9 protein-coding genes are annotated in these 12,222 nt (G+C 69.2%); 4 read left to right on the top strand and 5 right to left on the bottom strand.

The window, feature by feature from the left end; genetic code table 11:
* Positions 1-50 precede the first annotated feature (50 nt).
* Entirely contained in the window at positions 51-1,424 is a 1,374-nt protein-coding gene (locus AB0B45_RS17005; protein ID WP_358131351.1) for an extracellular solute-binding protein, read from the bottom strand.
* 396 nt (positions 1,425-1,820) lie between these two features.
* Positions 1,821-2,807, bottom strand: coding sequence for a LacI family DNA-binding transcriptional regulator (locus AB0B45_RS17000; RefSeq protein ID WP_358131348.1), 987 nt, complete (start codon positions 2,805-2,807; stop codon positions 1,821-1,823).
* 231 nt (positions 2,808-3,038) lie between these two features.
* Here AB0B45_RS17000 and AB0B45_RS16995 point away from each other — a divergent pair, with 231 nt between their 5' ends.
* From AB0B45_RS16995 to AB0B45_RS16985, 3 genes are all read left to right on the top strand, one after another.
* A complete protein-coding gene (locus AB0B45_RS16995) occupies positions 3,039-6,569 on the top strand; it encodes a discoidin domain-containing protein (RefSeq protein WP_358131345.1) in 3,531 nt (1,176 codons plus the stop codon).
* Between the two features lie 237 nt (positions 6,570-6,806).
* On the top strand, positions 6,807-7,751 hold the full coding sequence (locus AB0B45_RS16990) for an MBL fold metallo-hydrolase (protein WP_358131343.1): 945 nt from the start codon (positions 6,807-6,809) through the stop codon (positions 7,749-7,751).
* Positions 7,730-9,262 carry an FAD-dependent monooxygenase gene (locus AB0B45_RS16985; RefSeq protein ID WP_358131340.1) on the top strand — a complete coding sequence of 511 codons (1,533 nt, stop codon included), beginning with the start codon at positions 7,730-7,732 and terminating at the stop codon, positions 9,260-9,262. The genes AB0B45_RS16990 and AB0B45_RS16985 overlap by 22 nt, the downstream gene beginning before the upstream one ends.
* On the opposite strand, the gene AB0B45_RS16980 is transcribed toward AB0B45_RS16985, so the two are convergent.
* The 3 genes from AB0B45_RS16980 to AB0B45_RS16970 form a co-directional block, all read right to left on the bottom strand.
* Positions 9,244-9,507: a DUF6343 family protein gene (locus AB0B45_RS16980; protein WP_358131337.1), complete on the bottom strand. Its 264-nt coding sequence runs from the start codon at positions 9,505-9,507 to the stop codon at positions 9,244-9,246. The two genes, AB0B45_RS16985 and AB0B45_RS16980, sit on opposite strands and share 19 nt — an antisense overlap.
* Positions 9,504-10,202 carry a maleylpyruvate isomerase family mycothiol-dependent enzyme gene (locus AB0B45_RS16975; protein ID WP_358131335.1) on the bottom strand — a complete coding sequence of 233 codons (699 nt, stop codon included), beginning with the start codon at positions 10,200-10,202 and terminating at the stop codon, positions 9,504-9,506. The genes AB0B45_RS16980 and AB0B45_RS16975 overlap by 4 nt, the downstream gene beginning before the upstream one ends.
* Positions 10,203-10,364: 162 nt before the next feature.
* Positions 10,365-11,087 (bottom strand): hypothetical protein, encoded by a 723-nt coding sequence (locus tag AB0B45_RS16970; RefSeq protein WP_358131332.1) that lies wholly within the window; start codon positions 11,085-11,087, stop codon positions 10,365-10,367.
* Positions 11,088-11,275: 188 nt separating this feature from the next.
* Between AB0B45_RS16970 and AB0B45_RS16965 the strand changes: the two genes are divergently transcribed.
* Positions 11,276-12,169, top strand: a complete 894-nt coding sequence (locus tag AB0B45_RS16965; RefSeq protein ID WP_358131329.1) for a sugar kinase — start codon at positions 11,276-11,278, stop codon at positions 12,167-12,169.
* Positions 12,170-12,222: the final 53 nt, after the last annotated feature.

Genomic DNA, 12,222 nt, shown 5'->3' with positions numbered 1-12,222 from the left:
GCCCGGGCTCGGACCGCGCGAGCGGGCGGGAGCGGCAGGCTAGGCGAGGGTCAGCTGGTGGACTTGCTCAGGACGTCGTTGACCTTGGCCTCCGCCTCGGCGAGCAGCTTGTCGATGTCCGCGTCCTGCCTGGTGAGCACGGCCGACATCGGGGTGTCGAGGATCTGGTAGATCTGCTGGTTCATGGGCGGCTCGAGCTTGAGCGGCACCGTGGCCATCCCGTCCACGTACGCGGAGAAGTTCTCCAGCGGCAGGGTCGCGTTGGTCTTGCGCAGTTCCAGCAGCTTCTGCCCGGTCGGGCTGTCACCCCAGACGTTGTTGTCGGGGAGGCCGACCGCCCTGCCTGTCGCCTTCTGGCGGGTGTAGTCGAACTGGCCCCTGCCGGGGGTCAGCACGTAGTAGTCCATCCACAGCAGACCCGCCTTGATCTGCTCGGGCGTGGCCTTGGGGTTGAACATGTAGCCGTCGCCGCCGCCCAGCGTGGCCGTGGCCTCGGGGAAGGCGGCGAGTCCGAAGTCCTCGTACTTGGCCTTGCGGTTGTCGTGCAGTTCGGTGATGACGTCGGGCGCGCCGAGGATCATGCCCATCTTGCCCGCGCCCATCAGGCGCATGAGGTCGTCCCACTGGTAGAGCTGCTTGGTCCCCATGCTGTTGTCGGTCCAGCGCATGTCCTTGAGGTTCTGCAGGACCGCCTTGCCCTCAGGGGTGTTGAAGGCCGCCTTCTTGCCCGTCTCGTCGACGACGGCGCCGCCCCTGCCGTAGATGGACTGGGTGAAGTGCCAGCCGCCGGTGTTGCCCGCGCCGTACTCGCCGTAGCCGATGTAGCCGGGGCCCAGCGCGCTGATCTTCTTGGCCGCCTCGCGGATCTCCGCCCAGGTCTTGGGCGGCGTGTTGGGGTCGAGACCCGCCTGGGTGAACAGCTTGCGGTTGTAGACCAGGCCGACCTTGTAATTTCCGCGCGGTACGCCGTAAATCTTGCCGTTGACCGTGTATGCCGCCATCACGCTGGGGTCGATGTCCTTGAGCGTGGAGACCGTGTCCACGTAGGCGGTGATGTCGGCCGCCTGGCCCGCCTTGATCGCGGTCTGCACGTCGCCGAAGTAGCCGTAGAAGACGTCCTCCATCTGGCCGCCCGCCAGCTTGGCGTCGTATGTCTTCACGTCGTGGCAGGGGAAGCCGTCCTTGCTGTCGATCGTGATGTTCGGGTGCAGCTTCTGGAAGGCGGCGACGTCGTCCTCCCAGTCCTTGCGCTGCAGCGGGTTGGTCTTGGGCGGCTGGCAGCCGACGGAGATCGTGACGGGCGCGGCCTGGGGCGCCCCGCTTGCCGCGGGCGCGGGCTTTTCGGCCGTGGAACCGCAGGCCGCGACCGACAGGCCGAGGCCGGTGACGATCAGCAGGCCGAGTGCTCTGCGGGAGCTGCTCATCGGTCTGGACCCTTCTGATGGGGATGAGGAGGCCCACACGATAAGCAGCAGTGACACATCCTTGCAATATTTTGACAGTAGATCGAAATATAAAGACTGAATGACGCCGTTCACAGGAGTGTCGCGGAGGCTCACCAGCCGCTCAGCCGTACTGAACAGCAAAGATCCCGACGTCGCCGGGCTTGACCTCGATTTACCGCGAGATGACGGACGGTCTCCGTACGGGAGCTCGCCCACCCCGCTCGCGCGACGGCACCGACCCGAACAGCGCGGCGGCCACCCGCCCGCCTCTCGAGGAGACCATGCGGGCGCTGGACGACGCCGTGCGCGCGGGACGGCGGGCGCGGCGGACGGGTTGGACGCCGGCTCGCCCGGTCAGCTCGCCGGCAGCGCGGGTCAGTGGACGCGGGCTGTGGAGGCTCTCACGACCAGTTCGGGCTCGAACAGCAGCTCGTCGGCCGGGACCACCGCCTTGTCGATCAACGCCACGAGCAGGTCGACGGCCGCCCGCCCCATCGCGTCGATCGGCTGACGGACGGTGGTAAGCGGCGGATCGGTGCAGGTCATCAGCGCCGAGTCGTCGTACCCGATCACCGACAGGTCGGAGGGCACGTCGCGACCCGTCCGCCTGGCCGCCCTGATCGTGCCGAGCGCGAGCAGGTCGCTCGCGCAGATGACGCCGGTGACGCCCTTGCGCAGCAGCCTGGTCGCGGCCGCGTGGCCGCCCTCCAGCGAGAACATCGTGAACTCGACCAGGTCGTAGTCGCCGCCCCGCGCCAGGAAGGCCTCCAGCTTGCGCCTGGACGGCATGTGGTCCTTGGGCCCGAGCACCATGCCGATGCGTTCGTGGCCGAGCGCGCGCAGGTGGCCGAGCGCCATCTCGGCGGCGACGGCGTCGTCGGAGGAGACCTGGGGGAAGCCCAGGTGCTCGACGGCGGCGTTGACCAGCACGGTCGGGAGTTTGCGTTCGAGGATGAGCTCGTAGTGCTCGTGCGAGGCGTCGCCCTGGGCGTACAGGCCTCCGGCGAAGACGACGCCGGACACCTGCTGTTGCAGGAGCAGGTCGACGTAGTCGGCCTCGGAGACGCCGCCGACGGTCCTGGTGCACAGGACGCTGGTGAAGCCCTGCTGGGCCAGCGCGCCGCCGACCACCTCGGCGAAGGCCGGGAAGATCGGGTTCTGCAGCTCGGGCAGGACCAGGCCGACCAGGCGGGCGCGGTCGCCGCGCAGCTGAGTGGGACGCTCGTAGCCGAGCACGTCGAGTGCGGTCAGCACGGCTTCGCGGGTCGCCTCCGAGACCCCGGGCTTGCCGTTCAGCACCCGGCTCACGGTGGCCTCGCTCACCCCGACCTTCTTGGCCACCTCTGCCAGTCGTCGCGTCATGCGCAAACTATACGCCGATCCGCGTAAGTCATTGCAAATGCTTGCAGCTTCGCTTGCGTTCGCATGAAGAGATCTGAACACATCTCCTTGCAGGCCCATCTGCGCCGACATGCCATGGGACCGGTCCCATGGGTGCGTCATGGATTTGCGAAAAGCAGTCGAAATATTGCAGGTAGCTGTTCGTCATCTTATGGTGCAGCCACTCCCCCCATGACGAAAGGCCGCCCCCACATGAGACGCACTCTCGCGTTACTCGCCGCCTTATCGCTAGCGGTCCTCGGCCTCGCGACCCCTGCCTGGTCCGCAGGGCCCAACCTCGCCGCGGGCAAGCAGATGTCCGAGAGCAGCCACACCGACGTCTACTCCGCGAGCAACGCCAACGACGGCAACCAGGCCACCTACTGGGAGAGCGCGAACAACGCCTTCCCGCAATGGATCCAGGTCGACCTCGGCTCGGCCGTCACCGTCGACCAGGTCGTGCTCAAGCTGCCGAACGGCTGGCCGAGCCGTAGCCAGACGCTGACCGTGCAGGGCAGCACGAACGGGTCGGCCTTCAGCACGCTCTCCGCGTCGGCGGCCCGCACGTTCAACCCGACGGCCACCGTCGACTTCGCGCAGACCAGCACGCGGTACCTGCGGGTGACGTTCACCGCGAACACCGGCTGGCCCGCGGGACAACTGAGCGAGCTCGAGGTGTACGGCCCCGTCACGGGACCCGACACGCAGGCCCCGACCGCGCCCGGCGACCTGGCCTACACCGAGCCGTCGTCCGGGCAGATCAGGCTCACCTGGCAGGCGTCGGCCGACAACGTGGGCGTGACCGGCTATGACATCTACGCCAACAACGCCCTTCGCGGCAGCGTCGCGGGAAACGTCCTGACCTACACCGACAACCAGCCCGCCAGTGCCACCGTCTCCTACCACGTCAAGGCCAAGGACGCCGCCGGTAACCAGTCCGCCGGCAGCAACACCGTGACCCGCACGGGATCGGGCGGCGGCGGCACGAACCTGGCCCAGGGCAAGCCGATCACCGCCTCGGGATCCACCTGGATCTACGCCCCGGCGAACGCCAACGACGGCAGCCTCACCACCTACTGGGAGGGCGGCGGCGGCTACCCGAACACGCTGACCGTGCAGCTCGGCTCGAACGCCGACCTCAGCTCGGTGGTGCTCAAGCTCAACCCGGACAGCGCGTGGGGCACCCGTACCCAGACGATCCAGGTGCTCGGCAGGGACCAGGGCGGCTCCTCCTTCACGAACCTGGTGTCGTCGGCGACGTACACGTTCAACCCGTCCAGCGGCAACACGGTGACGATCCCCGTCAGCGGCAGGGCCGCCGACGTGCGGCTGTCCATCACCTCCAACACCGGCGCCCCGAACGGCCAGGTCGCCGAGTTCCAGGTCAACGGCGTTCCCGCGCCCAACCCCGACCTGACGATCACCGGCATGACGATCTCCCCGGCCTCCCCGGTGGAGAGCGACGCCATCACGCTGTCGGCCACCGTCAAGAACGTCGGCACCCAGTCGTCGGCCGCCACGAACGTCAACCTCTACCTCGGCACGACCAAGGTCGGCACCGCCGCCGTCGGCGCGCTCGCCGCGGGCGCCTCCACCACCGTCTCGGCAAACATCGGCACCCGTACGGCAGGCACGTACGCCGTATCGGCCAAGGTCGACGAGGCCAACTCCGTCATCGAGCAGGACGAGACGAACAACGCCTACAACCACCCCACCTCGCTGGTCGTCAGGCCCGTCGACAGCGCCGACCTGCTGGCCTCGCCCGTCGGCTGGACCCCTGGCAACCCGGCGAGGGGCGACACCGTCACCTTCACCGTCGCGATCAAGAACCAGGGCAACCAGGCCTCCGCCTCGGGCGCCCACGGCATCACGCTGACCATCGCCAACGAGGCAGGCACCGTTGTGCGGACCCTCACCGGCGCCCACAACGGCGTCGTCAACGCGGGCGCCACGGCCGCCCCTGTGAACCTGGGCACGTGGACGGCGGCCGACGGGAAGTACACGATCAGGACCGTCATCGCCGACGACGCCAACGAGCTGCCGGTCAAGCGGGCCAACAACACCACGACGGAGCCGCTGTTCGTGGGGCGCGGCGCGAGCCTGCCGTACGACATGTACGAGGCGGAGGACGGCACGCTCGGCGGCGGCGCGCAGGTCGTCGGCCCGAACAGGACGATCGGCGACCTGGCCGGCGAGGCGTCAGGCCGCAGGGCGGTCACGCTCAACTCGACCGGCTCGTCCGTCGAGTTCACCACCAAGGCGGCGGCCAACACGCTGGTCACCCGCTTCTCCATCCCCGACGGCACCAACTCGACGCTGAACATCTACGTCGACGGCACCTTCCTCAAGGCGATCAACCTGACCTCGAAGTACGCGTGGCTGTACGGCGCCGAGGCCGGCCCGAGCAACTCGCCGGGCGCGGGAGCGCCGCGCCACATCTACGACGAGGCCAACGTCATGCTCGGCACGACAGTCGGGCCCGGCCGCAAGATCAAGCTGCAGAAGGACGCGGCGAACGGCGGCACGTTCGCGATCGACTTCATCAACCTGGAGCAGGCCACCCCCGTCGCCAACCCCGACCCCGCGCGCTACGCCGTACCGGCGGGATTCACCCACCAGGACGTGCAGAACGCGCTCGACAAGGTGCGCCAGGACGCCAACCTCGTGGGCGTCTACCTGCCCGCCGGCGGCTACTCGACGGCGCAGAAGTTTCAGGTGTACGGCAAGGCGGTCAAGGTCGTCGGCGCGGGGCCGTGGTTCACCAGGTTCCTCTCGCCATCGGGGCAGGAGAACACCGACGTCGGGTTCGACGTGCAGAGCTCGGCCAACGGCTCCTCCTTCAGCGGGTTCGCCTCCTTCGGCAACTACACCTCGCGCAACGACGGGCCTGGCAAGGTCTTCAACCTCACCGGCGTCTCCGACATCACCATGGACACCATCTGGGTGGAGCACCAGATGTGCATGCTGTGGGGCACCAACATCCACAACGTCACCGTCACGAACTCGCGGATCCGCGACACGTTCGCCGACGGCGTCAACCTGACCAACGGCAGCACGAACAACACGGTCAGGAACGTCGAGGCGCGCGCCACGGGCGATGACAGCTTCGCGATGTTCAACGCGATCGACATCCACAACGCCGACACGGTCGGCAACGTGTACGAGAACCTGACGGCGACGCTCACCTGGCGGGCCGCGGGCATCGCGGTGTACGGCGGGTCGGACAACGTCTTCAGGAACATCTACATCGCCGACATGCTCACCTACTCCGGGGCCACGATCAGCTCGCTCGACTTCGGGATCGCGATGCGCGGCTTCGGCACCAGGCCGACGCGGCTGGAGAACATCTCGATCGTCAGGTCGGGCGGGCACTTCTGGGGCAACCAGACGTTCCCCGCGATCTGGCTGTTCTCCGCTTCCAAGGTGTTCCAGGGGATCAGGATCAGCAACGTGGACATCGTGGATCCGACGTACTCCGGGATCATGTTCCAGACCCAGTACATCGGCGGGCGGCCGGTCAACCCGATCACTGACACGGTGCTGACGAACATCTCGATCTCCGGGGCGCGGAAGAGCGGGGACGCCTTCGACGCCAAGTCCGGGTTCGGGCTGTGGGCGAACGAGCTGCCCGAGCCCGACCAGGGCCCCGTGGTGGGGTCGGTGACGTTCAACGGGCTGCGGTTCAGCGATAACCACACCGACGTCAGGAACACGACGTCGACGTTCACCATCACCATCAACTAGCCGGGGGCACGTGCGGGCCAGGGCTCGTCCCTGGCCCGCACCTCCCCACCCCACCCCCGACCCCGACCACCAGAACTCTCCCGGGGAGGGCCCGGCCGTCGATCCCCCAGGCCGCCGGCGCGCTCTCCCCGGGAGGATCCGCCGCCCGGATCTCTCCCGTGGCACGCCCGTTCTCTGGGGAGGAGGCGGGCCCGTCCCGTGCGTGCCGTACGGGAGAACGCGGGTAGAGATCCGGGTATGCGCGCGTTCGCCTCATCCGCCGACCTGGCCGACAAGACACAGACCCTGGAGATCGTCGGCGAGGGCGTGTACGCGCTCACCGCCGAGGGCGACCCGAACGTCGGCGCGATCGAGGCCGACGACTTCCTGGTCTGCTTCGAGGCCACGGCCACTCCCACCGCCGCCCTGCGCTGGCTGGAGCGGCTGCGCGAGCACACCGACAAGCCGATCCGCTACCTGGTCCTGTCGCACTACCACGCCGTCAGGGTCCTGGGCGCGTCGGCGTTCGGCGCGGACGTGATCGTCGCGCACGAGAACACCAGGTTCCTCATCGAGGAGCGCGGCCTGCAGGACTGGGAGTCGGAGTACGGCAGGATGCCGCGCCTGTTCAAGGACCCTGACTCGATCCCCGGCCTGACCAGGCCGACGCTCACGTTCACCGACGAGGTCAGGATCGACCTGGGCAGCGGCAGGTTCCTGGAGCTGAGGCACGTAGGCAGGGGCCACACCGAGGGCGACATCGTGGCGTGGCTGCCGGACGAGCGGATCCTGTTCGCCGGCGACCTGGTCGAGGCGCGGGCGGCCCTCTACACCGGTGACGCCTTCCACCGCGAGTGGTCGACCATCACGCTGGACCGGGTCGCCGCGCTCGGCGCCGAGACGCTGATCGGCGGTCGGGGCGCGGTCACGCGAGACGTGGGGGCGGCGATCGGGCAGACCCGCGACTTCCTCGAGGTGATGCTGCGGGAGGTCGGCGAGGTTCACCGGCGGGCGGGCACGCTGAAGGAGGCGTTCGAGGCCGCCCACGCCGCGCTGGAGCCGCGCTACGGCAGGTGGCCAATCTTCGAGCACTGCCTGCCGTTCAACGTCTCCAGGCTCTGGGACGAGCTCGACGGCGTCGAACGGCCCGTCATCTGGACGGCGGAACGGGACAGGACGGTATGGGACCAGCTCCAGTCGTGATCGCGGGGGCCGGCCCTGTCGGGTTGGCCACCGCGCTGCTGCTGGCGAGGTGGCGGGTGCCGACGGTGGTGCTGGAGGCGGCGGCGCGCCGCGACCCGTCGGGCTCGAAGGCGATCTGCTTCCAGCGCGACGTGCTCGACATCCTCGACCGGGTGGGCGTCGCGGCCCCGATGCTCTCCGAGGGCGTCACCTGGACCACGGGGCGGACCTACTTCCGCGAGCACGAGCTGTTCTCGGTGACCTTCTCCAGGGCGGAGGTGCCGCCGTGGATCAACATCTCGCAGGCGCGGGTGGAGGAGCTGCTGTGCGCCCGCGTCGCCGCCGAGCCGCGCGTCGACCTCAGGTACGGCAGCGCGGTGATCGGCTACCGCGAGGACGAGGACGGCGTGGAGGTCCTCACGCGCGAGGGTCCCGTCCGCGGCACGCACCTGGTCGGGGCGGACGGTCCGCGCAGTGCCGTGCGCAGGCTGGCGGGGATCGACTTCCCCGGGCGGTCGTTCGCCGACCTGTTCCTGATCTGCGACATCAAGGCGTCGCTGCCGTTCCCCAGCGAGCGGCGCTTCTACTTCGACCCGCCGTGGAACCCTGGACGGCAGGTGCTCGTCCACCAGTGTCCCGACTCGGTGTGGCGGATCGACTGGCAGGTGCCGCCGGGCTTCGATCCGGGCACGGCCGACCTCGACGCGATGATCAGGCGGATCACCGGCAGCCTGCCGTACGAGATCGTCTGGTTGACGGTCTACCGGTTCCACTCGCGGGTGGCCGCCGCGTTCGGGCGGGGCCGGGTGTTCGTGGCCGGCGACGCCGCCCACCTGTTCGCGCCCTTCGGGGCGCGCGGCCTGAACTCCGGCCTGCAGGACGCGGAGAACCTCGCGTGGAAGCTGGCCCTGGTACGGCAGGGCGCGCCCGCCGCGCTGCTGGACTCCTACGAGCTCGAACGGCGGGCGGCCGCGCTGGTCAACCTGGCGGTGACGGCGAAGACGATGGAGTTCCTCGTCCCGCAGAGCCCCGAGCAGTGGGAGTGGCGCAGGCGGGTGCTGGAGCGGGCCGTCGATGATCCCGAGGCGCGCCGGTCGATCGACTCGGGGAAGCTGGCCGAGCCGTACTGGTACGTCGACTCCCCGCTGACCACCCGCTCCTCGGTGCCGGTGCCGGCCGAACCGGGGGCGGCGCGGCCGCCGGTGCCCGGCGTGATCTGTCCCGACGCGCGGGTGCGGGGCGGGCGGCTACGGCAGCGCTTCGGCGCGGGTTTCGTGGTGCTGGTGGCGCGGAAGGACAGGGTCGCGGCGGCGGGCTCGGCCGTGGCCGGGGTCGCGCCCGTCGAGGTGGTCGCGCTGACCGACCTGGGCGTGGACACGGCGCTGCTCGGCGCGGCGACCGACAGTGTCCATCTGGTCAGGCCGGATGGACATCTGGCCGCCGTGCTTCCCGCCTTCTCCGCCGCCGCGCTGGCCGCCGCCCTCCGCAGGGCGACGGGACACGAGCCCGACGGTCAGCGGCGCGTCCTGTAGTGCAGCACGCCCAGGTCGACGGCGGCGAACACGGCCACCGCCGCCGCGATGGCCGTCTCCCACCACCAGACCTCCCGGCCCGAACGCACCGCGAGAACCGCGAAGCAGATCGCCCCGACGAGGGCGACCGGCAGCGCGATCGCAGACATGATCTTCCGGACCCGTAGCGCGCTGTGCGCGTTGACCGGCTCGGAGCCGTCAGGGTGCCGCTGCCACATGTCCGCCTCCTCTCCTGCTCCTCTCACGCCAGGCAGCGCAGCGCCGTGGCGATCCTCGGGTCGACCTCGTGGTCGGGGGTGGTCCTGTCCACCGTGGCCTCGACGAACGAGGGGAACGACATGCTCGCGCTGCCCCCGTCCGCGTACACCCACACATGGTCGGCCATCACCTCCACCTGCGCCTTCGAGCCCTGCTCGGCCAGCACGTGCCTGGCCAGCTGCAGCCGCCACCAGGTCCGCTGGTCGAGTTCCCGCTCCGGGACGGGCGCGCCGACGTCGTCGGCGTGCGTGGCGTACTCGGAGTCGTAGTGCCAGGTCTGCATGTCCGCCGGGTAGGGCCCCGCAGACGTCTGCAGGACGCCCTCGCGACCGAGCGCGCGCATCCGCTCGCGCGTCTCGCCGTTCTTGACCCGCCACTCCTCCAGCACCTGCTCGACGGGCAGCCCGCGGCGCCCGCGCACGCACCACTCGTTGAACTGGTCGAATCCTTTGACGCCCTCCCGCTCGACCATGGCGAAGAAACCGTCCAGGTCGCCGTCGAGGCAGGCGTGGTTGTAGAGCTCCTCCCCCGCCAGGTGCGCCAGCACGTCACGCACCGACCACCCTTCACAGCGAGTCGGCCGGTTCCACCCTTCCTCGTCGAGCGCGGCGAAGAACCTGTCGAGCCTGGTCGCCTCGGCGTCGAAGATGTCGAAAGGGTCGAAGTCCTTCAACTGCTCCATACTGAGGGCGTTACCCAGGCCCCCGGCTGTCACGCATCCCGGCGGGCACTTACCGCAGGTAGGAGCCCACGTTCTCCCGCGCCTGGCGTGGTTCGGAGACACAGGCGCGAAGACGCGAAAAAGCCGGTCCGCGCGAACGCGAACCGGCTTTCTCAGTGGTGCTTAGCGGTGCCAGCTGTAGACGCGGACCCAGTCGGTGCGGCTCTCCGAACCGTTGTTGTCGTCGTCACCTTCGTAGACGGCCTTGAACGTGCCGCTCTTCGACGCGCGGGTCCTGGCGGAGAACTTGCCGCCCCAGCGGGTGTCGGCGCTCGTGACGTACTTCCAGCCGCTGGAACCGCTGGCGCGGAAGTAGATCTCGACCTCGCCGTCGCTCAGGCCGTCCCAGCCCTCGTCGTCCGCCTGCAGGCGGCCGGAGAACCAGATGGTGCGCCCCTTCTTCACCGGGTCAGGGTTGGCCCTGAAGCTGGTGATGCGGGTGTCGGCCTTGCCGCCCTTGACCTCGACCTCGAAGGTGGCCTTGTCGCGGTCGGTCTCGCTGCCCTTGGTGGCGGTGGCGATGGCCCGCCACTTGCCCTCGTCGCCGGAAGAGAAGGGGACCGTGAACTTCCAGTTGGCGCCATCGGGGATGACGTTGACGTTCTTGGCCGCGAACGTCCGGATGTTGCTGACCGGCTCGACCCTGAGCTCGACCTTGGCGTCCTTCGTGGCCTCGACGAAGAACGTGGCCGTCGTCTCGCCACCCTTGGTGACGACGACGGGCTCGGGCTGGATGTCCTGGATCTGCACGTCCAGCGCGGTGCGCGCCTGGGCGGCGGTACCGCCGGTGACAAGCAGAGCGCCACCCATGGTGGCGGCGATGAGGCCTGCTGCGATCTTCTTCATGAGGGTGCTGATTCCTCTCCCCGTTTCGATGGGGTCAAGCTCGGGATTGCCCGACCCCCTCTACCACTTAGAGGCACCATAACGAGAAAAGGTTGGCTCAAGATGAGAGAAAGTTTTGATCATAAAACCCCCATGCGTGCGACCTGCGGTTCTGATGTGAAAATTCATAACTCTGTAGGGTTCGTCACATGAGCGACGTCTACACGATGGGCGAAGCCCTCGGAGTGGTGTCCAGTGGCAGGGTTCGCCACGACAGTGAGGCCAGACTCGACGTGGGCGGCCCCGAGTTCACCCTGGCGATCGCGCTGGCCAGGCTGGGCCACCGGGTGAGCTTCCTGGGCAAGGTGGGCGCCGACGAGCTGGGTGCGAGGATCACCACGGTGCTGCGCGGCGAGGGTGTGGACGTTTCGGACATACGCGAGGACGGCACCGCGCCCACGGGGTTGTTGCTGAAGGAGTCGAGGGTCGGCCACGACCCCCGCCTCACCGACTACCGCATCAGGTCGGCGGGTTCGCGGCTGTCGCCGGGGAATGTCCCCATCGACAGGATCGCCGCCTCCCGCCTGCTGCACGTCACGGGGGTCACCCCCGCGCTCGGCCTCGACCCCCGCGACGCGGTCGAGACCGCGGTCGGCGCCGCCATGACCGCGGGCGTGCCCGTGTCGATGGCGGTCGACTACCGGCCCGCCCTGTGGCCTTCGCTGAGCGAGGCCGAGGAGGTGCTGGGCGCGCTGGCCAGGAGGAGCTCGGTCCTCTTCGTCAGACAGGACGAGCTCGACCTGGTCAAGCCCGCTCTCACCGCCGACAGGGAGGTCGTCGTCACGCGCGGCGCGAAGGGCGCCAGTGTGCGCTCGGGCGGGGTGCGCTACGACGCGCCCGCGCTGTCGGTGCCCGTCGTCGACACCATGGGCGCCGGTGAGGCGTTCGTCGCCGGATATCTCAGCGCCCTGCTCGACGAGCTGACCCCGCAGGAGCGGCTGGCCAGGGGCACCATGCTCGGCGCCGCCGCGGTGACCAGCGCGAGCGACTGGCAGGGCCTGCCCACGAGGGCCGAGCTCGGTAGCGGGATCCGGACCTCGTAAACGCGTCGTCCGAATCCCGCCAGCCGGGCAGCCCACCGGGGCAGCAGGCTACG

This window comes from Nonomuraea sp. NPDC049152 (genome assembly GCF_040648355.1).
GTDB lineage: Bacteria > Actinomycetota > Actinomycetes > Streptosporangiales > Streptosporangiaceae > Nonomuraea.
Note: the sequence above shows the minus strand (reverse complement) of the source record. Positions and strands in the feature narration are given on the sequence as shown.

Bases quoted from the DNA above. Each gene is read 5' to 3' on its own strand.
- AB0B45_RS17000 (WP_358131348.1), bottom strand. From the start codon at position 2,807: ATGACGCGACGACTGGCAGAGGTGGCCAAGAAGGTCGGGGTGAGCGAG.
- AB0B45_RS16970 (WP_358131332.1), bottom strand. From the start codon at position 11,087: ATGAAGAAGATCGCAGCAGGCCTCATCGCCGCCACCATGGGTGGCGCT.
- AB0B45_RS17005 (WP_358131351.1), bottom strand. From the start codon at position 1,424: ATGAGCAGCTCCCGCAGAGCACTCGGCCTGCTGATCGTCACCGGCCTC.
- AB0B45_RS16990 (WP_358131343.1), top strand. From the start codon at position 6,807: ATGCGCGCGTTCGCCTCATCCGCCGACCTGGCCGACAAGACACAGACC.
- AB0B45_RS16995 (WP_358131345.1), top strand. From the start codon at position 3,039: ATGAGACGCACTCTCGCGTTACTCGCCGCCTTATCGCTAGCGGTCCTC.
- AB0B45_RS16985 (WP_358131340.1), top strand. From the start codon at position 7,730: ATGGGACCAGCTCCAGTCGTGATCGCGGGGGCCGGCCCTGTCGGGTTG.
- AB0B45_RS16965 (WP_358131329.1), top strand. From the start codon at position 11,276: ATGAGCGACGTCTACACGATGGGCGAAGCCCTCGGAGTGGTGTCCAGT.
- AB0B45_RS16975 (WP_358131335.1), bottom strand. From the start codon at position 10,202: ATGGAGCAGTTGAAGGACTTCGACCCTTTCGACATCTTCGACGCCGAG.